Genomic DNA, 19,438 nt, shown 5'->3' on the forward strand with positions numbered 1-19,438 from the left:
CACCACCACCCCCTCCCACCACCCTGTCGCTCACGCCCGCCGTCAAGCGCGCCCTGCTGGACGCGCACGACATGGCGCGGGCCAGCGGCGCCGGGTACATCGGCCCGGAGCACGTGCTCAGCGCGCTCGCCGCGAACCCGGACTCCGCTGCCGGGCACATCCTGAACGCGGCCCGGTTCGCGGCCTCCGGTCTGCCGCCCGAGGCGCCGGACGCCGCCGCGCCGTCGAAGGCGGAGCGGCAGCGGTCCACCACGACGCCCACCCTGGACAAGTACGGCCGCGATCTGACCGACCTGGCCCGGCAGGGACGTATCGACCCGGTGATCGGGCGGGAGCAGGAGATCGAGCAGACCATCGAGGTGCTGTCCCGGCGCGGCAAGAACAACCCGGTGCTCATCGGCGACGCGGGCGTCGGCAAGACGGCCGTCGTCGAAGGGCTCGCACAGCGGATCGCCGACGGGGACGTGCCCGACATCCTGCTCGGCCGCCGGGTGGTGGCCCTGGACCTGACGGGCGTGGTGGCGGGCACCCGCTACCGGGGTGACTTCGAGGAGCGCCTGAACAACATCGTCACCGAGATCCGCACCCACTCCGACCAGCTGATCGTCTTCATCGACGAGCTGCACACCGTCGTCGGCGCCGGCTCGGGCGGCGAGGGCGGCGCGATGGACGCGGGCAACATCCTCAAGCCCGCGCTCTCCCGCGGCGAGCTGCACATCGTCGGCGCGACCACGCTGGAGGAGTACCGGCGGATCGAGAAGGACGCCGCGCTGGCCCGCCGGTTCCAGCCGATCCTGGTGCCCGAGCCGTCCGTCCCGGACACCCTGGAGATCCTGCGCGGGCTGCGCGACCGCTACGAGGCCCACCACCAGGTCCGCTACACCGACGAGGCGCTGGTGGCCGCCGTGGAGATGTCCGACCGGTATCTGACCGACCGGCGCCTGCCGGACAAGGCGATCGACCTGATCGACCAGGCCGGCGCCCGGGTGAAGCTGCGGGCCCGCACCAAGGGCACGGACGTACGGGCCATGGAGCGCGAGGTCGAGCAGCTCACCCTGGACAAGGACCAGGCGGTCGCGGACGAGCAGTACGAGCAGGCCACCCGGTTGCGCGACCGGATCACCGAGCTGAAGCAGAAGATCACGCATGCCACCGGGGACGGGGAGGCCGACGAGGGGCAGCACCTGAGGGTCACCGCCGAGGCCGTCGCCGAGGTGGTGTCCCGGCAGACCGGCATCCCGGTCAGCAGCCTCACCCAGGAGGAGAAGGAGCGCCTCCTCGGCCTGGAGGAGCATCTGCACCAGCGGGTCGTCGGCCAGGACGAGGCCGTGAGCGTGGTCTCCGAAGCGGTGCTGCGCTCCCGCGCGGGGCTGGCGAGCCCGGACCGGCCGATCGGCAGCTTCCTGTTCCTCGGCCCGACCGGCGTCGGCAAGACCGAGCTGGCCCGGGCGCTGGCCGACGCCCTGTTCGGCAGCGAGGACCGCATGGTCCGCCTGGACATGAGCGAGTACCAGGAGCGGCACACGGTCAGCCGGCTGGTGGGCGCCCCGCCCGGGTACGTCGGCCACGAGGAGGCGGGCCAGCTCACCGAGGTGGTGCGCCGGCACCCGTACTCCCTCCTCCTGCTCGACGAGGTCGAGAAGGCGCACCCGGACGTCTTCAACATCCTGTTGCAGGTGCTCGACGACGGGCGGCTCACCGACTCCCAGGGCCGCACGGTGGACTTCACCCACACCGTCATCGTGATGACCAGCAACCTCGGCTCGGAGGCGATCACCCGGCGCGGTGCCGGGATCGGGTTCGGCGCGGGCGGCACGGAGGCGGACGAGGAGGCACGGCGCGAGCAGGTCCTGCGTCCGCTGCGGGAGCACTTCCGGCCGGAGTTCCTCAACCGGATCGACGAGATCGTCGTCTTCCGCCAGCTCACCGGCGAGCAGTTGCGGCAGATCACCGACCTGCTGCTGGAGAAGACCCGCCGGCTGCTGCACGCGCAGGGCGTCGCCGTCGAGTTCACCGACGCGGCCGTCGACTGGCTCGCCCAGCGCGGCTACCAGCCGGAGTACGGCGCCCGCCCGCTGCGCCGCACCATCCAGCGGGAGGTCGACAACCATCTGTCCCGGCTGCTGCTGGACGGCCGGGTCCGCGAGGGCAGCCGGGTGACGGTGGGTGTGGCGGACGGCCGGCTCACGTTCGGCACCCAGGGCCAGGAACCCGCGCCGGCACCCGCCGACTGAACCGGGGCCGAACCGAGCAGGGGCCCGCCTTCACCTGACGGAAGGCGGGCCCCGTCGTGTCACCGGCCCGCTTCACCGACCCGCGTCACCGGCCCGCGTCACCGGCCGGTGCGGTCCCCCGGCCCTACGGCGCCGGGCGCACCACCATCGCCGAGCCCCCGCCCCGGCGAACCTTCTCCGCGACGGCCCGCCACCTGCCGTCCGGCAGGCGCTGGACGGCGGTGGCGGCGCCGATCTCGGGGTTGGGCTTGAAGGAGTGGCCGATCGCCTCCAGCCGCTTCTTCACCTGGCTGTCGTAGAGGCCGGGTTCGAGTTCGGTCTGGGCCGCGTTGCGCTGGCTGGCGCGGGGCGCGGCGATCGCGTCGACGAGCGGCAGGTGCCGGTCCAGGAGTCCGGTCAGGATCTGCAGCACGGTGGTGATGATGGTCGCGCCACCGGGCGAACCGAGTGCCACCACCGGCCGGTCGTGCCGGTCGAGCACGATCGTCGGCGAGATCGACGAGCGCGGCCGCTTGCCCGGGCCGGGCAGGTTCGGGTCGTGCACGGCCGGGTTGGCCGGGGCGAAGGAGAAGTCCGTGAGCTCGTTGTTGAGCAGGAAGCCGCGGCCGGGCACGGTGATGCCGCTGCCGCCGGTCTGCTCGATGGTGAGGGTGTAGGCGACGACGTTGCCCCACCGGTCGGCGACCGTCAGATGTGTGGTGCTCTCGCCCTCGTACGTCGTCGGCGCCGCCGTGCCGCCACGGCCGCAGGCGACGGGGTGGCGCGGGTCGCCGGGTGCGAGCGGGCTGGTGAGGACCGCGTTGTCCTTGATCAGGCAGGCGCGGGAGTCGGCGTACTTCTGCGACAGCAGTTCCTTGGTGGGCACGTCCTCGAAGGCGGGGTCGCCGACCCAGCGTCCGCGGTCGGCGAAGGCGATGCGGCTCGCCTCGATGAAGTGGTGCAGGTACTGCGTCTCGCTCGCCTTCGAGAGGTCCGTCCGCTCGAGGATGTTGAGCGCCTCGCCGACGGTCGTGCCGCCGGAGGAGGAGGGCGCGATCGAGTACGCGTTCAGGCCGCGGTACGAGGTCCTGGTGGGCGCCTGGAGTATGGCGCGGTAGGTCGCGAGGTCCTTGGCGGACAGCTCGCCCGGGCGGGCGTTCCAGCCCGAAGCCGGGTCGACGGGCGGGTGGTTGACCGTCTTGACGATGTCCTTGCCGAGGTCGCCGTGGTAGATCGCGCCGACGCCCTTGCGGGCCAGCTCCTGGTAGGTGCGGGCGAGGTCGGGGTTCTTGAACCGCGAGCCGACGACGGGGAGTCGCCCGTTCGGCAGGAACAGCTCGGCGGTGGCGGGGAAGGAGCGGAAGCGGGTCTCGTTGGCGGCGGTCTGCGAGCGGAAGGTCTCGTCGACGGTGAAGCCGTCGCGGGCGAGGCGCTCGGCCGGCTTCAGGACCGTACCGAGTCGTCTGGTGCCCCACCGGTCCAGAGCCGTCTGCCAGGTGGCGGGCGTGCCGGGGGTGCCGACGCTCAGGCCGCTGCTGACGGCGGCGTCGAAGGCGAGCGGCTTGCCGTTCTCCAGGAACAGCTTCGAGTCGGCGGTCAGCGGGGCGGTCTCGCGGCCGTCGATGGTGTGCACGGTGCGGGTGCGGGCGTCGTAGTAGACGAAGTAGCCGCCTCCGCCGATGCCGGCGGAGTAGGGCTCGGTGACGCCGAGGGCGGCGGCGGTGGCGACGGCCGCGTCGACGGCGTTGCCGCCCTTCTTCAGCACCTCGATGCCGGCGGCGGTGGCGTCCGCGTCGACGCTGGCCACGGCGCCGCCGTGGCCGACGGCGACAGGAGTCTTCGGATCCGGTCTCGGCTTGGTGTGGGGCTGTGCGGCGGGCGGGGCGGCCGCGCCCACCGTCACCAGGGCGGCCGAGACCGCCAGGACCGTCAGTTTCCGTGCGACAGGACGACGCATCCGCACCTCCACGCTGGTTGTGCTCGGTTGCCTGGCCGTCGCGCAGCTTATGTCATTGCCATGAGCCCGTCAGGATGGTTGGGCCAATCGGGTGTCGAACACCGGTGCGTTCAAAGGCGCTAGCATGCGCGGCCATGAACGACGACGTGCGCAACATCGTCCTGGGAGTGGTGGCGACGGCTGTCAGCGCCGCACTCGGGTGGCTGGCCCGCACCTCTCTGTGGCGGCGCAGGCTGCGCCGCAAGCAGGCCTTCTTCGGGCTGCCCGACAACTCCGAGTCGCTGCTGGTGGTCAACCGTGACGCGGGCGGCCCGGACCTCACGGTGACCCGTCACGACGTCTTCGCCCTGCTGGAGCTGTCCGCGCTCGTCAAGGACTGCAACGCGGGCGTCCAGGTCGTCGCGCACGACGCGGCCCAGCAGGGGTTCGGCGAGCGCACCGAGTTCTGTGTGGGCGGGCCGGCCTCCAACCGCCGTATGGCCGCGCACCTTTCCTCCCTGCTGCCCGGGGTGCGGGTGAACGTCGACGCCGACCCCGGACCGGACCGGGGCGCGTTCCACATCGGCGACGAGCACTACCGGCTCGAGGCGGGCCGCAGCGAGTACGTCCTGCTCGCCCGGCTCACCGCCGGGGAGCGCCGCTCCAGGGCCCGGCCGGTGTTCCTGTTCTGCGGGCAGCGCGCGATCGACAACCAGGCCGCGACCCGCTATCTCGCCCGCAACCACGAGCGGCTGGCCCGGAAGTACAAAAGCGGCTCCTTCGTCCTGCTGCTGAAGGTGGTCAACTCCCAGGCGTACGGCCCGGACGTGGTCGAACTCGTCGCGGACGTGACCCGCGCGGCGCAGGCGCCGCTGCCGGAACCGGCCGCGGCCGACTCCGCGTCGAGCACCACCCGTCCGGCGCGCAGCTGACCTTCTCCTCGTCGGCGGACGATCCGTCTCCTGTGTCCGTCCCGCTGCGCGAGCAGTGATCTCCGGCTGCCGCCGGCCGGGTATGACTCCGTGGACTGTTGCCCCCTGCGGTCGAAGGGCCGTGGAGGGGGTCCCCACCCGGCAACAGCGTCCCCGCCCCGGTGGCGGTGGGCCGGATCGCCGTCACCACAGGGATGAGCGGCACATCGTAGTCGCCGGGCTCACCTCTCCGCGACCTCCGCGTACAGCTGGGAGAGCCCGGGGACGCCGCTTTCGGCCCAGGCGTGGCCGGCCTCGACGACGTTGAACTCCCGCCCGGACGCGAGCCGTACGGCGGGTTGGCCACTGGGCCAGATCTCCCAGACCGCGCCGGGAACGGTACGCACGATGACCGTGCCCAGGTACAGTCCCGCGTCGTTCCCCAGCCACGACACCTTCTCGGAGTCGTCCCGCCAGCGCGGCAGCATCTGGTCGAGCGCCTCCAGCGAGGCCGCGGACTCGTCGAGCCGGACGCCGACCTCGGACGCCTGCGCACGCAGCAGCTCACAGGTGGAGAGCAGGTCGGCGAGGTCCCCGGGGTCCGGTGTGCCGTCGACGGAGACCACCGCGACGCCGAGGGCCGGTCCGTGCTTCTTGCGCCAGTTGCCCACAAACCAGAAGCTCATGGCTTCAGCGTGACACCCGCACCGCCGCGCGCACCACAGGGCGGACGCGGGTGTCGTCCTACACGTCCAGGTCGACCACCACGGGCGCGTGGTCGGAGGCGCCCTTGCCCTTGCGCTCCTCGCGGTCGACGTAGGCGTCGGTGACCGCCTTGGCGAACGGCTCGTTGGCGTACACCAGGTCGATGCGCATGCCGCGGTTCTTCGGGAAGCAGAGCTGGCGGTAGTCCCAGTACGTGTAGGGGTGGTCGTACTTCAGGGGCCGCGGGACCACGTCCGCGAGGCCGGCCTCGCGCAGGGCGGCCAGGGCGGCCCGCTCGGCCGGGGTGACGTGGGTGGAGCCCTCGAAGGCCGCCCGGTCGTAGACGTCGTCGTCGGTCGGCGCCACGTTGTAGTCGCCGAGGACGGCGAAGGGGCGGCTGCCGTCCGCGTCGCCCGCGACGGCCTCCTTGAGCGCCTCGAACCACCGGAGCTTGTAGGCGTAGTGGGGGTGGTCCACCTCGCGGCCGTTGGGCACGTACACCGACCAGACGCGGACCGGGCCGCAGGTCGCGGAGAGGGCGCGGGGCTCCTCGGCGCCCTCGTAGCCGGGGTCGCCGGGCAGGCCCTTGACCACGTCCTCGATGCCGACGCGGGAGAGCACCGCCACGCCGTTCCACCGGCCGGTGGCGTGGACCGCCGCCTCGTACCCCAGGTCGCGCAGCTCGTCGAACGGGAACCTGTCCTCGGCGACCTTGGCCTCCTGCAGGCACAGCACGTCCGTGCCGCTGCTCTCCAGCCAGGCCAGCAGCCTCGGCAGGCGGGCGGTGATCGAGTTCACGTTCCAGGTCGCGATGCGCATGCCTCACAACCTACCCGGCGCCACCGACAACGCCGCCCGCCCGGGTTCCGTGCCCGCGGGGGCTCAGACCTCCGCCGACGCGCCCGGTGTCAGCCGCAGGTGCTCCGCGCCGCCCAGGGCGCCGATCTGGCGGTCGTAGATCGGGCGGGCCAGGTCGGTGAGGAGCGCGTCGTGGATGTCGTAGGCGCGCTGCGGCTTCACCTCGCGGACGTAGTCGATCACCTCGGAGATCTTGTTCCAGGGCGCCATCACCGGGAGCATCAGCGTCTGAACCGGGCGGTCGGGCACGGTGAGCGCGTCGCCCGGGTGGAAGACGCGGCCGCCGTCGACGAGGTAGCCGACGTTGGTGACGCGCGGGATGTCCGGGTGGATCACCGCGTGCAGCTCGCCGTGGACCTGGACGTCGAACCCGGCGGCGGTGAAGGTGTCGCCGTGGCCGACGGTGTGGACGCGGCCCGGGAAGGCGGCGGCGATCTGCTCCGCGACCGACTTCAGCGTCCAGATCTCGGTGCCCGGGTCGGCCTCCAGGGCGGCGCGCAGGCGTCCCTCGTCGAAGTGGTCGGCGTGCTCGTGGGTGACCAGGATCGCCTCCGCGCCGGCCGTGGCGTCCTCCTCGGTGAAACCGCCGGGGTCGACGACGAGTGTCCGCCCGTCCTTCTCGAGGCGGATGCAGGCATGCGACTTCTTCGTGAGCTTCATGCGTCCCATCCTGCCGCGCCGCGCGCCGGGCGCGCGGGCTGTCCGGCGCGGTGGTCCCGGTGCCCGGCCGGGCGCCCCTGGCGGGCGCCCCCTGGCGGGCGGCCACTCGCGGGCGACCCCCGACAGACAGCCACTCGCGGACAGCCACTCGCGGGCGCCCCCCGACGGGCGGTCATTCGGCGGGAGTCGTCTCCTCGCGGATGACCTGCTGGGCGACCCGGAAGGCGTTGCCCGCCGCGGGGATGCCGCAGTAGACGGCCGTCTGCAGCAGCACCTCCTTGATCTCGTCCGGGGTGAGGCCGCCCCGCAGGGCGGCCCGGGTGTGGGCGGCGAGCTCCTGGAGGTGGCCGCCCGCGACCAGGGCGGCGAGGGCGACACAGCTGCGGGTGCGCCGGTCCAGGCCGGGCCGGTCCCAGATCTCGCCCCAGGCGTAGCGGGTCAGGAACTCCTGGAAGTCGCCGGAGAAGTCGTCGGCCTCGGCGAGCACGCCGTCGACGTGCGCGTCGCCCAGCACCTCGCGGCGGAGCTTCAGGCCGATGTCGTACGGGTCCGGCCGGCCCTCGGACCGGTCCGGCGGGTCCGCCGGGGCGATCTCGGCGATGGGCGCGGCCTGCGGGGGCACGGCCAGGACGGGCCTGGCCGGGGACGGGACGACCGCCAGCTGGCCGGTGGTCGTCTCGAAGGGCAGCTGCCAGGCGGTGGAGAAGTGCCGGACCAGCAGGTCGGTGACGGCGGCGGGCTGCTCCACCGGCACCAGGTGGGAGGCGCCGGGCACGACGGCGAGGCGGGCGTCGCGGATGCCGGCGACCAGGGTGCGGGCCTCGGCGGGGCCGGTGACCTGGTCCTCGGAGCCGACCAGGACCAGCGTGGGCACGCCGACGTGGCCGAGCTCGGCCCGGACGTCGAAGGTGGCCAGCGCCTCGCAGGCGGCGATGTAGCAGCCGGGGTCGGTGGTGCGCACCATCTGCACGGCCCATTCGGTGATCGCGGGCTGCGCGGCGGCGAAACCGCCGGTGAACCAGCGGTCCGGGGAGGTGCGGGCGATCGGGTCGAGCCCGTTGGTGCGGACGACCACCCCGCGCTGGCGGAACTCGTCGGCGGTGCCGAACCGGGGCGAGGCGGCGATCAGCGCGAGCGAGGCGAGGCGCTCGGGGTGGCGCAGGGCCAGTTCGAGGCCGACGGCGCCGCCGAGCGCGCAGCCGGCGTAGCCGAAGCGCTGCACGCCGAGCCCGTCCAGGGTGGCCAGCAGGCGGGCGGCGAGGTCGGACACCAGGCCGGCGGGGTGCGCGGGCGCGCCTCCGTGCCCCGGCAGGTCGAACCGGAAGACACGCCACTGCTTCGTCAGCTCGGGGACCTGCCGGTCCCACATGTGCCATGTCGTACCCAGTGAGGGAGCCAGGATCAGGACAGGGGCCTCTTCCGGCCCGTCGAAGCGGTATTGCAGGGTGTTCGTCGGTGTCTCGCTCACCCGTCCGACCCTCTCATGTATCACGACTGCCCCTATGACGCGGGGCCTGACTGTATGGCCCTGATCAAGCGGAAGACCTCCCGGCAGCGTAGCGTTTGAGGCATCGGACGATGTCGCGTCGGGTCTTGCCCTCCTCGATGCGGCGTTCGTAGTAGTCCTGGGTGCGCGAGTCGAGGCGCAGGCGAGTCTGCACGATCCGGTGCAGGGCGGCGTTGGCCTGCCGGTCGCCGCCACGGTTGAGGCGACGGTACTGCCGACTGCCCGAGGAACGCTCGACAGGGCTGGCCCCGCACAGCGCGGCGAAGGACGCCTCACTGCCCAGGCGTTCCGGGTTGTCCCCCATCGTGATCAGCAAAGTGACGGCCGTGTCCGGACCGATGCCCACCACGGTGAGCAGCTGCGGGGCGTGGCGTTCCACGAGCCGGGCCAGGCGGCCTTCCAAGCCCTGGATCTGCTCGGTGAGCTGTCCGATTCGCTGGGCCAGCAGACACAGGGTAGTGCGGGTGGCCTGCAGCACCGCCTGTTCACCGTCCTCGTCGTTCTTGCTGTCGTCGGCGAGCCGTGCGCAGGTACGGACAAGTAGCCCACCGGGAGGCAGCGAACGCCGGAAAACACGACAGGGCGCACGAGATTTTCTCCAGCATCGGGCGAATGGTTCGGCCACAAAAGGTGGTACCGCTGCCACCACTCCCCGTTCCGGCCGCCGGCGTGATCCGATCGTGCCGGGGCACCCGCTGCGGGTGCCCCGCTCCGTCGGGAAAAGGAGATCGCACAGGCAATGGATCACCCCGCCCGCTCTCCGGGTACCGTCAGGGTATGAGTCATCCGCACCCCGAGCTGAAAGCCGCCCCGCCCCTTCCCGAGGGAGGGTTGCGGGTCATCGCCCTGGGCGGCCTGGGTGAGATCGGCCGCAACATGACCGTCTTCGAGCACGCCGGCAAGCTGCTCATCGTCGACTGCGGCGTGCTGTTCCCCGAGGAGACCCAGCCCGGCGTGGACGTGATCCTGCCGGACTTCACCTCGATCCGGGACCGGCTGGACGACATCGTGGCCGTGGTACTCACCCACGGCCACGAGGACCACATCGGCGGCGTGCCGTACCTGCTGCGCGAGCGGTCCGACATTCCTGTCGTCGGCTCCAAGCTGACGCTGGCGTTCCTGGAGGCCAAGCTCAAGGAACACGGCATCCGGCCGCGCACGGTGCGGGTGCGGGAGGGCGACCGGCGCGGCTTCGGGCCCTTCGACTGCGAGTTCGTGGCGGTCAACCACTCCATCCCCGACAGCCTCGCGGTCGCGATCCGCACCCGGGCCGGGATGGTGCTGCACACCGGCGACTTCAAGATGGACCAGTTCCCTCTCGACGACCGCATCACCGATCTGCGCGCCTTCGCCCGCCTCGGCGAGGAGGGCGTGGACCTGTTCCTCACCGACTCCACCAACGCCGAAGTACCCGGCTTCACCACCTCCGAGCGTGAGCTGAACCCGGCGATCGAGCAGGTGATGCGCACCGCGCCGCGCCGGGTCATCGTCTCCAGCTTCGCCAGCCACGTGCACCGCATCCAGCAGGTCCTGGACGCCGCCCACCAGCACGGCCGCAAGGTCGCCTTCGTCGGCCGGTCGATGGTCCGCAACATGGGCATCGCCCGTGACCTGGGCTATCTGAAGGTCCCCTCCGGTCTGGTCGTGAGCACGAAGGAGCTGGAGAAGCTCCCGGACCACAAGGTCACTCTGGTGTGCACCGGCTCCCAGGGCGAACCGATGGCCGCGCTGTCACGGATGGCCAACCGCGACCACATGATCCGCATCGGCAAGGGCGACACCGTCCTGCTCGCCAGCTCCCTCATCCCCGGCAACGAGAACGCCATCTACCGGGTGATCAACGGACTCACCCGGTGGGGCGCCCACGTGGTCCACAAGGGCAACGCCAAGGTGCACGTCTCCGGGCACGCCAGCGCCGGCGAACTCGTCTACTGCTACAACATCGTCAAACCCCGCAACGTCATGCCCGTGCACGGCGAATGGCGCCACCTGCGGGCCAACGGCGACCTCGCCATCCGTACCGGTGTCGACCCCGACCGGGTCGTCATCGCCGAGGACGGCGTCGTCGTCGATCTCGTCGACGGGCGCGCGTCCATCACCGGCAAGGTCCCCGCCGGCAACGTCTACGTGGACGGCATGGAAGTCGGCGGCGCCACCGAAGCGTCCCTCAAGGACCGCCTCACCCTCGCCGCCGAAGGCGTGGTCACGGTGGTGGCGATCGTCGACGCGGACACCGGCGCCCTCGCCGAGCCCCCCGACTTCCTGGCCCGCGGCTTCGTCCACGACGACACCACCTTCGAGCCGGTCATCCCCGTCATCGAGAAGACCCTGGCCACCGCAGCCGAGGAGGGCGTCGGGGACGCGCGCCAACTCGAACAGCTGCTCGCCCGCGCCGTGGCGAACTGGGCGTTCCGCGCCCACCGCCGCAAGCCCCTCATCATCCCCGTCATCATCGACGCCTGAGCCACAGCCCGGCAGCACGGTCCCCGGTTCCGGTCGCGGCCCCGCGGGCATCGAGGTCGGGCACGGGAGTCAGCACCGGCGGCTCGGTCGTACGGCTGGGGGTGGCGGGCAGTGCCGAGACCGATGAGCCCGCCCGGCGCATCACGCTGCGGGGCACCCTGTACGACGACGTGATCCGCACCCAGCGGCCGAGTGTGGAGGACAAGAGCGAGGGCGCGCTGGTTCGGATCGTCGCCCCTGTGACCAATCGCGGGGACGCCATCGGGCTCCTCGAACTGTTCCTGCCCGCGGCGCCGGACGCGGAGGTGATGCGGAAGATCGGACAGACCGCGCACGCTCTGGCGTACATTGTCATCGCAAACCGGTCCTTCACCGACGTGTACCAGTGGGGCCGCCGTACCATCCCGCTGAGCCTGGCCGCGGAGATCCAGCACCGGCTGCTCCCGGCGTCACTGGCGTGTGAGACGGTGCAGTTCGCGGTGGCCGGGGCGCTGGAGCCGGCCGACCACGTCGGGGTGACACCTTCGACTACGTGATCGACCGGGACACGGTCCAGCTCTCTGTCACCGACGCCCTGGGTCACGATGTCGACGCCGCGCTGCCGGCAACCCTCCTGGTGGGCGCCCTGCGCCGGGCCCGGCGGGCCGGTGCCGACCTCGCCGAACAGGCCCGCCAGGCCGACCGGGCCATGCGCGAGCACGGCCGCCAGAGCTACGTCACCGGCCAGCTCCTGCATATCAGCCTGATCGACGGCAAGACCGAGTTCATCAACGCCGGGCACCCCTGACCGCTGCGGATGCGGGACGGACAGGTGCGGGAGATCGCTCCGAAGATCGATATGCCGTTCGGCTTCCATGCCCCTCACAGCTACCGGGTCCAGTCGCTGGACCTGCGTCCGGGCGGCCGGCTGGTGATGCTGACCGACGGCATGCTGGAGCGCAACGCCAACAGCCTCGATCTGTCGGACCTGATCGTCCGCACCCGCGCGCTGTCGAGAACCCCAGGGCCACGTCGCCGGGCATGGGCCGGTTCGCCACCGTGTGAACTCCAGCCCCCGTTGACGCTGCCGCCGATTGGGCCTGCCCAAGCCGAGTAGATCGGCCGGTCATGGGAACGATCAGGGCTTACGAACGGGCATCTCCGCTCGCCTACGCGCAAGGATCGCCGATGCTTCCTGAGGTCCACCCCCACGTATCCGCTGCCCTGGCAAACCAGTTGGAACATCAATTGGGGCTGGCTTCGCGTTTCGAAGGCGCCCACCTCGATGTGGAGGGCGTCGCCGGCGTCGCAGTCGTCGCAGCTGCCCACTCCGATGGCTATGCGGCCACCGGCCATCTCCTCGGACTGCTGGCCGCGCTGCCTGCCCCCACCAAAGCAGGAGAACGCTTCTGGTCGGACCTGTGGAGGTCCTCGGGCACCGCGTACCTGCTACCCGTCAACATCAAGGCTCAGGTGCTGCGTTCCCTGGCAGGAGAAGGAGCCGCCCTGGCCCGACAGATCCTCTCGGCCGTCGATGAGATGACCCCACCCCAGCGCGTCGCGGCCGGGGAGGTGATCGGTCAAGCCCTCGCCGAGTCCGACCATCTTCCCGACCTCAAGACACAGGTCATCGGAGAACTGTGGCTCCGAGATCTCGAGCTCACCGCCTGGCGCGTCCTGCATGCAGACCGCAGATCGGACGATCCGGCTGGACGGAAAGCCTTCCTCGACGCCTGGACCAGCGCCTGAACGTCTGCTCCTCCAGGCAGGCGTGCAGGGCATACGGCGCCCGAGCCGGCACGTGGCGCGCAACCCGGCCTCGTATCCCTGCTCTTCCGGCTCGGTGCCGCTGCACCTTGCGAGCAACCCTGGTCGCCGACGAACTGAGACACGTACGGGTAATGCGGCCGAGCCCGCAACAGCGCTTGATGCCGGGTTCAGGAAGTGCCCGGTCGAGGTCATGCCGCCCCTGACGCACCTCAACAGATCAGGGCCGCGCAGCCATGCTGCGCGGCCCTGATGCTGTGCACCGCAGGTTCTGTCGACGACCGGCACAAGAGCGAACCCCCTTGTCCGACCGAAAGGACGGCCTGCACGGGCTGCGGCATTCACCAGTCGCGGAGTGCGCCAACCCTCGGGCAGAGCTGCGAGGTCAGGCCGGGGTGATGTTCTCGGCCTGCGGGCCCTTCTGGCCCTGGGTGACGTCGAACGTCACGATCTGGCCTTCCTGGAGCTCACGAAAGCCCGAGGAGTTGATTGCGGAGTAGTGCGCGAAGACGTCCGGACCGCCCCCGTCCTGGGCGATGAAGCCGAAACCCTTCTCCGCGTTGAACCACTTCACGGTTCCCGTAGCCATAGTCATGCCTTCCAGTCGATGAACGCCTCCCACTCCCTGTGGAAGGCAGAGGTGATCGCCCTGGTTCCTGCGGCACAGCACAGCAAAACGCCCACACCAAGGCGTGGGCAAAGGGAAATTCCGAACCACGACAGCTGACGCAGACGCTACACGCCCGCACAGCACATCACCACAGGAATGATCACGCCGCACACCAGGACTGTCGGGCTCCGGCGGCAAGACCGTGAGCGCCCGCCTTGCCCGGTAGCGCCACCGCATAAGCGGCCGGATGGCCGGTGGATATAATCTGCCTCGTGTCGAAGCCCGACGAACTGCTGGTTGACGTCGCCGCCCTGGTGGAGTCCGGCCAGAGCAATCAGATGTCCCTGACCGTGGTCACCGGTGGTGCTGTCATCACTGGTCGGCTGGCTCCCGAAGCAGTGTGGCGACAGAGGGTCTCGGAGGTACTGACGGACTCGGACCGCTTGGGCGAGTTCTCCGCCGTCTTCGACACCCCCGCGACGAACGGTCCGCCTACACATCTGCACTTCCATGTCGCCCGGATCCTGCAGGGCACGATGGGGATCCCGGAGACTGGCGGGATGTACCGTGTGGCGATCGAGGACGTCAGCGCCTGGACGGTGGGCGACTTCAGCTATTCCGACCGCTGAGCGATCACCGCGGTGGCAACCCGCTGCACGCGGTGCGGGCTCGTGCCTGTCCTGTCGGTCAGACGGATACGGGGGTGCCGAGCATCGCGGAGGCTTGCTGGAGCGGGCTGAGGATGCGTACGGGTGCGGTCTTGGGGAGGGTGCGGCAGGTGAAGCCGAGCTGAGTCCTGGCTCGGAGGACTTCGGCTGCGCTGAAGTCGCGGCGGTCCTGGCGGGTGATGACCTGGCCGACTTGCTTGACTGGGTAGTGACGGCGGCCGATGGTCGCGGATCCGCCGGTGACCGGTTCGGGCTTGATGCCCTTCATCGATTCCAGTACGCCGCCCTTGGTGAGCTCGAAGGGGAAGCGGGCGATGACGCAGCGCATGTGGCCTCACAGAGAGAAGGAACGATCCGTGGTCGCTGAGGATGTCGCGCAGGCGGGCGCGGTCCGTGCAGGCGGAGCTGTCGCGGACGACGGCGAGGTCGGTCGTGGCGGCATGCTTGTCGGCGCCGTGGACGTGCAGGACGTGGTGTTCCATCGTTGTGACCGCACCGGCCGACGGGTCGACCGAATGCACGACGGGGTCGGTCGGACAGCGGCGCACCAGCAGGTCGACGTTACGGTCCAAGGTGGCGGAGAACAGCATCCGCCGCCCCTCCGGACGCACCTGGTCGAGCAGCGCGGTGACCTGCGGCATGAAACCCATGTCAGCCATCTGGTCGGCCTCGTCCAACACGGTGATGTCCACCTGGTTCGGTCGGCAGTCGCCGCGGTCGATGAGGTCCTTGAGCCGGCCCGGTGTCGCGACCACGACCTCGGCTCCGCCTCGCAGCGCGCCGGCCTGCCGACCGATGGACATACCGCCCACCACCGTGGCCAGCCGCAGCTTGACGGAACGGGCGTACGGCGTGAGCGCGTCGGTCACCTGCTGCGCCGGCTCACGCGTCGGTACGAGGATCAGCCCCAGCGGCTGGCGGGGCTCCGCACGCCGTCCAGCGGTGCGGGGTGCGGGCCGCACAGGCTGCCCCGCACGCATCCCCGCCACCTGGGCGGAACGGGGAGCGTGGAAAACGCCTCCAAGTCGTTGGGATTCTCCAAGGCGAAGGGCTACGACCTGGCTCGTCACGAGGAGTTTCCGTGCCGTGTGCTAGGCGTCGGCCGTAGCACACATGTCGTCACCGCCTCCTTGCTCCGCGTGCTCGAAAGCGGAGAGCCGGAGTACAACGGTGCGCCCCGCCGGACGCTGCACCCCGTCGTAACCCGCTGCGCACAGAAGCCCCGCCGGCATTCCGGCGGGGCTTCGTCATCGCACGCGCTCTCACACAGATCTCACCAACTGTGCGGACTCCCTCGGGCTGTGAGGTCCTGAACTGGCATTACGCGCCTGTGCTGGATCGGCTGGACACCCCTGGGCGGTCTCTACAACCTGTGCCATGTCGTACCCAGTGAGGGAGCCAGGATCAGGACAGGGGCCTCTTCCGGCCCGTCGAAGCGGTACTGCAGGGTGTTCGTCGGTGTCTCACTCACGCCCTGCACGCTCTCACATCTCACGATTTCTCACGTAGCTGGGTCGGGACCCCACGCAAGCCGTCCCAGGTTGTGGCGACTTCGCGAAGATCCCCCGCGTCCGGCTGGACCGACCGTCTCCTGACGGTCCTCACGTTCGTGACGTGGTCGCCCTGTCAGGTCGACCGGTGGCCGGGCGTGCCCTGCCGGGCGAGGCGGTGCAGTCGTAGGGCGACCTGGATCTCGAGGGCTCTGCCGGGGGTGTTCCAGTCGGGGCCGAGGAGTTGTGCGACGCGGTCGAGGCGTTGGACCACGGTGTTGACGTGGACATGGAGCACGTCCTTGGCCCTGGCCAGACTGGCACCGTTGTCGTAGTAGGCGGTGAGGGTGCGGGCGAGTTCCGTGCCGCGCTGGACGTCGTAGGTGAGAACGGGGCCGAGGACGCGGTTCACGTACCCGGTGATGTCCATCCGGTCGCCGAGGAGGACCCCGATGAAGCCCAGATCGGTCAGGGCGGCGCCGTCGCCGGTACGGCCGAGCGTTTCGAGAGCCTGGAGGCAGCGGTGTGCCTCGTCGTGGGTGTGGGGAAGGTGCTCCGGACCCGTGGCGGGGCCTGCGGCTCCGATCGTGACGGGGGTGCCGAGGCCGCGGGTCAGTTCGTGGGCGAGTTCCTGGGCGAGTGCGCCTGGATCCGAGGTGGGGGCGAGCAGGACGGTGTGTCCGTTGCGCGTGCCGGCCAGGCCCCCGAGCGCGCGTGCACGGCGCGCGGCCTCGGTCAGCAGGCGTGAGCGCAGGGCCGGGTCACAGGTGAGGACGAGTACCGCGTGGGGCCGGGCGAGATGGATGTCCAGCTTTCTGGCGCGCAGCGTCAGGCTGCCCGTGTTGCGACGGCCGCCCGGTTGCTGGGCGGTGAGCAGGTCGTCGAGGAGTTCGCCGCGGACGCGGTCCTCCGCTTCGGCCACCGACCGGCGCAGGAGGAGCAGCAGGGCGGTGACCAGACCGGCTCGTTCGAACAGGCGCCGGTCGGCGTCGGTGAGACCGGCCCGGCCGGTGAGGACGAGACTGCCGAGGAGTTCCGGGCCCGCCAGGACGGCGCACACCCAGCTGCCGTCGACGGGGACGGCCCGCCCGCCTCTGCGGGAAGCCTCGATCCCCTGCTCGGGCAGGATGACGGGGCCGGTTCCCACGCGGGCGAGTTCGGTGCCGTCCGCGTCGTGGACGGCCAGGCCTCCGTCGAGGAGGGCCGCGATCTCGCGGGCGACCTCGTCGACGGCACCTCCTCTGAGGACCAGGTCGGTGAGCCGGTCGTGGGCGTCGGCCGCGCGGTGCAGGGCGTCGCTGTGGGCGCGGGCCGTTTCGTTGGCGGCGTTCAGTTCGACAAGAGCGGAGCGGGTCTCCTCCAGCAGGCGTGCGCTGTCGATGGCCACGGCGGCGTGGTCGGCCAGGGAGGCGAGCAGGGCGATGGCCTCGGGGGTGAAGTCGCGCGGAGTACGGTCCGCGGCGAACAGAACACCGATCACGCGTCGGCCGACGCGCAGGGGCACGCCGAGGATGCCGCGCAGACCCTCCTCGTCGACTCCTTCGTCGATGGCCCCGGTGTGCTTGAAGCGGCGGTCGGTGCGGTAGTCGGGGCTCGCGTAGGGGCGTGCGGTCTGCGCGACCAGACCGCCGAGGCCTTCCCCCATGCCGAGGCGCAGTTGCTGGAAGGTGGCGGAGACCGAGCCGGCGGTCACCCGCATGAACGTGTCGCCCGCGGCGGGATCGTTGAGGGTGAGGTAGGCGACGTCGGTGCCCAGCAGGGTGCGGGCGCGGTGCACGATGGCGCGCAGCACGGCGTCCAGGTCGCGCAGTGCGGCCAGGTCGCTCGCGGTGTCGAACAGGGCGGCGAGTTCGGCCTCCCGTCGCCGGTGCTGGGCCAGGGTCCGGTGGATGTTCAGTGCAGTCCGGGTGGCCTCGGCCATGACGTCCTGTTCGTGCGGGTCGGCACCGGCGGCGCGTGCCTGTGCGGCGGGCCGGGCCAGTCGCTCGGCCGGAGCGTCGGCGGCGAGCAGGTCGAGCAGTTCCCGGAGCGCCGCCGTCGCTGCGTTGACGGGTCCGTTCACGGTGGTCGCGTCGGTCACCGTGGCAGTCCTCCCTTCCGGCTGCGCGGCTGGTTCGCGGATCGGCTGAGGCGCCGTGCGGGGCGTGGTGCCCGCGGCCGGCGTGGGTGCGGTCCGCCCTGCCCCCCGGCAGAACGGACCGCACCCGGTGGCGTGCCTCTCAGGCCCGGTCGGCACCGGCCACCGACGACTCCTGTCGTCGCGGTGCCGGCGTCGGATCCGTTGCCGACAGGGTCAGGTCGCGGCCGAGGGTCTCCTTGATGACGGCGACGGTGAGGGTGGTGACCACCGCGGCGGCACAGAGGTACAGGGAGATGGGCGTCGAGGACGCGTAGCTCCTGAGGAGTTCGACGGCGATGATGGGAGCGAGGGCACCGGCGACGATGGAGGCGAGCTGTGAGCCCATGGAGGCTCCGGAGTAGCGGACCTTGGTGTCGAACATCTCGGAGATGAAGGCGGCCTGCGGCCCGTACATGGCGCCGTGGAACAGCAGACCCGCGGTGACCGCGAGGGTGATCACGGCGAAGGACTCCGTGTCGAGCAGGGAGAAGAAGGCGAACGCCCAGACGGCCATGCCGATCGAGCCGATCAGTGTCACGGGCCTGCGGCCGATGCGGTCGGAGAGCGCTCCCCACAGCGGGATGGTGAAGAAGTGGATGGCGGAGCCGATCAGGACGGCGTTCAGCGCGGTGCTCTTCGGCAGTTCCAGGTGGGTGGTGACGTAGACCAGCACGAAGGAGGTGAGGATGTAGTAGGAGACGTTCTCGCCGAACCGGGTGCCGATGGCCCCGAGCACCTCGCGCCAGCTGCGGCGGAAGACCTCGATGACGGGAGCCTTCTCCTTGGCCCCCTCGGCGGCTTCCGCCTCGGCCTTGGCCCGGGCGGCGAGGAAGACCGGCGATTCGGACACCGAGACGCGGATCCACAGTCCGATCACGACCAGGACGCCGGAGAGCAGGAAGGGGATGCGCCAGCCCCAGGACAGGAACGCCTCCTCGGGCTGGACGGCGGCCAGCAGCGCGAGAACACCGGTGGCCAGCAGGTTGCCTCCGGGGGCGCCGCACTGCGGCCAGGACGCCCAGAAGCCGCGGTGCTTGTCGCCGCCGTGCTCGGAGACGATCAGCACGGCGCCGCCCCACTCGCCGCCCAGGGCGAAGCCCTGGATCAGGCGCAGGACGGTGAGCAGGATCGGGGCGCCGACGCCGATGGAGCCGTAGGTGGGGAGCAGGCCCATGGCGAAGGTGGCGCCGCCCATCAGCATCAGGCTGAGCACGAGCAGCTTCTTACGGCCGATCTTGTCGCCGAAGTGCCCGAAGACCACGCCGCCGAGCGGCCGGGCCAGGAACCCGATCGCGTAGGTGACGAACGCGATCAGCGTGCCCACCAGCGGGTCGCTGGTCGGGAAGAAGAGGGTGTTGAACACCAGCGCGGCGGCGGAGCCGTAGAGGAAGAAGTCGTACCACTCGATGGTGGTGCCGATCAGGCTCGCGCTGACGATGCGGGCGATGCCGCCGGAGCGGGGCTCGCCCGGCTTGGCGGTCGTGGTCTCGGTCATCGATTCACCGGTTCTCGGGTGCGGGTGCGGGGACAGGCGTGGGGGGCAGTCATGGGG

15 protein-coding genes and 2 pseudogenes are annotated in these 19,438 nt (G+C 71.0%); 6 read left to right on the forward strand and 11 right to left on the reverse strand.

Annotated elements, in window-relative coordinates; genetic code table 11:
* Window positions 1–2,234, forward strand: a 2,234-nt coding sequence (locus C1I97_RS11825; RefSeq protein WP_111003175.1) for an ATP-dependent Clp protease ATP-binding subunit, incomplete at its 5' end; no start/stop codon positions are given.
* A gap of 124 nt (window positions 2,235–2,358) precedes the next feature.
* On the opposite strand, the gene ggt is transcribed toward C1I97_RS11825, so the two are convergent.
* Window positions 2,359–4,170, reverse strand: a complete 1,812-nt coding sequence (gene ggt, locus C1I97_RS11830; protein WP_111003176.1) for a gamma-glutamyltransferase — start codon at window positions 4,168–4,170, stop codon at window positions 2,359–2,361.
* Between the two features lie 134 nt (window positions 4,171–4,304).
* Between ggt and C1I97_RS11835 the strand changes: the two genes are divergently transcribed.
* Window positions 4,305–5,081: a hypothetical protein gene (locus C1I97_RS11835; RefSeq protein WP_111003177.1), complete on the forward strand. Its 777-nt coding sequence runs from the start codon at window positions 4,305–4,307 to the stop codon at window positions 5,079–5,081.
* Between the two features lie 221 nt (window positions 5,082–5,302).
* On the opposite strand, the gene C1I97_RS11840 is transcribed toward C1I97_RS11835, so the two are convergent.
* From C1I97_RS11840 to C1I97_RS11860, 5 genes are all read right to left on the reverse strand, one after another.
* Window positions 5,303–5,746: a DUF6278 family protein gene (locus tag C1I97_RS11840; RefSeq protein WP_181446682.1), complete on the reverse strand. Its 444-nt coding sequence runs from the start codon at window positions 5,744–5,746 to the stop codon at window positions 5,303–5,305.
* Window positions 5,747–5,804: 58 nt separating this feature from the next.
* The gene (locus C1I97_RS11845) at window positions 5,805–6,584 is read right to left on the reverse strand and encodes an exodeoxyribonuclease III (protein ID WP_111003179.1); all 780 of its coding nucleotides are present in this window, start codon (window positions 6,582–6,584) and stop codon (window positions 5,805–5,807) included.
* Window positions 6,585–6,647: 63 nt separating this feature from the next.
* Window positions 6,648–7,283 (reverse strand): MBL fold metallo-hydrolase, encoded by a 636-nt coding sequence (locus tag C1I97_RS11850; RefSeq protein WP_111003180.1) that lies wholly within the window; start codon window positions 7,281–7,283, stop codon window positions 6,648–6,650.
* A gap of 172 nt (window positions 7,284–7,455) precedes the next feature.
* On the reverse strand, window positions 7,456–8,751 hold the full coding sequence (gene pcaDC, locus C1I97_RS11855; protein WP_111003181.1) for a bifunctional 3-oxoadipate enol-lactonase/4-carboxymuconolactone decarboxylase PcaDC: 1,296 nt from the start codon (window positions 8,749–8,751) through the stop codon (window positions 7,456–7,458).
* Between the two features lie 64 nt (window positions 8,752–8,815).
* Window positions 8,816–9,268: an IS110 family transposase gene (locus C1I97_RS11860; protein ID WP_258382526.1), complete on the reverse strand. Its 453-nt coding sequence runs from the start codon at window positions 9,266–9,268 to the stop codon at window positions 8,816–8,818.
* A 299-nt stretch (window positions 9,269–9,567) separates the two neighbouring features.
* Between C1I97_RS11860 and C1I97_RS11865 the strand changes: the two genes are divergently transcribed.
* The 3 genes and pseudogenes from C1I97_RS11865 (at window position 9,568) to C1I97_RS11875 (ending at window position 12,981) form a co-directional block, all read left to right on the forward strand.
* Window positions 9,568–11,253, forward strand: a complete 1,686-nt coding sequence (locus C1I97_RS11865; RefSeq protein WP_111003182.1) for a ribonuclease J — start codon at window positions 9,568–9,570, stop codon at window positions 11,251–11,253.
* A 74-nt stretch (window positions 11,254–11,327) separates the two neighbouring features.
* Window positions 11,328–12,244: pseudogene (locus C1I97_RS11870) on the forward strand (PP2C family protein-serine/threonine phosphatase); the annotation flags it as partial.
* A 176-nt stretch (window positions 12,245–12,420) separates the two neighbouring features.
* Window positions 12,421–12,981 (forward strand): hypothetical protein, encoded by a 561-nt coding sequence (locus C1I97_RS11875; protein ID WP_181446683.1) that lies wholly within the window; start codon window positions 12,421–12,423, stop codon window positions 12,979–12,981.
* A gap of 403 nt (window positions 12,982–13,384) precedes the next feature.
* On the opposite strand, the gene C1I97_RS11880 is transcribed toward C1I97_RS11875, so the two are convergent.
* Window positions 13,385–13,588, reverse strand: coding sequence for a cold-shock protein (locus tag C1I97_RS11880; RefSeq protein WP_053751759.1), 204 nt, complete (start codon window positions 13,586–13,588; stop codon window positions 13,385–13,387).
* A gap of 293 nt (window positions 13,589–13,881) precedes the next feature.
* On the opposite strand from C1I97_RS11880, the gene C1I97_RS11885 reads away from it, so the two are divergent.
* On the forward strand, window positions 13,882–14,238 hold the full coding sequence (locus tag C1I97_RS11885) for a hypothetical protein (RefSeq protein ID WP_111003187.1): 357 nt from the start codon (window positions 13,882–13,884) through the stop codon (window positions 14,236–14,238).
* A 58-nt stretch (window positions 14,239–14,296) separates the two neighbouring features.
* Here the strand turns inward: C1I97_RS11885 and C1I97_RS11890 are convergent, their stop codons facing one another.
* The 4 genes and pseudogenes from C1I97_RS11890 to C1I97_RS11915 all read right to left on the reverse strand — a co-directional run bounded on the left by C1I97_RS11890 (window position 14,297) and on the right by C1I97_RS11915 (window position 19,381).
* Entirely contained in the window at window positions 14,297–14,605 is a 309-nt protein-coding gene (locus C1I97_RS11890) for an SCO5918 family protein (protein ID WP_111003184.1), read from the reverse strand.
* A 91-nt stretch (window positions 14,606–14,696) separates the two neighbouring features.
* Window positions 14,697–15,224 (reverse strand): annotated as a pseudogene (locus C1I97_RS11895) (DEAD/DEAH box helicase); the annotation flags it as partial.
* A 679-nt stretch (window positions 15,225–15,903) separates the two neighbouring features.
* The gene (locus tag C1I97_RS11910; RefSeq protein WP_111003185.1) at window positions 15,904–17,847 is read right to left on the reverse strand and encodes a helix-turn-helix domain-containing protein; all 1,944 of its coding nucleotides are present in this window, start codon (window positions 17,845–17,847) and stop codon (window positions 15,904–15,906) included.
* Between the two features lie 139 nt (window positions 17,848–17,986).
* A complete protein-coding gene (locus C1I97_RS11915) occupies window positions 17,987–19,381 on the reverse strand; it encodes an MFS transporter (RefSeq protein WP_111003186.1) in 1,395 nt (464 codons plus the stop codon).
* Window positions 19,382–19,438 lie beyond the last annotated feature (57 nt).

It is taken from the genome of Streptomyces sp. NTH33, assembly GCF_003236365.1.
In the GTDB taxonomy this organism is placed as follows: Bacteria; Actinomycetota; Actinomycetes; order Streptomycetales; family Streptomycetaceae; genus Streptomyces.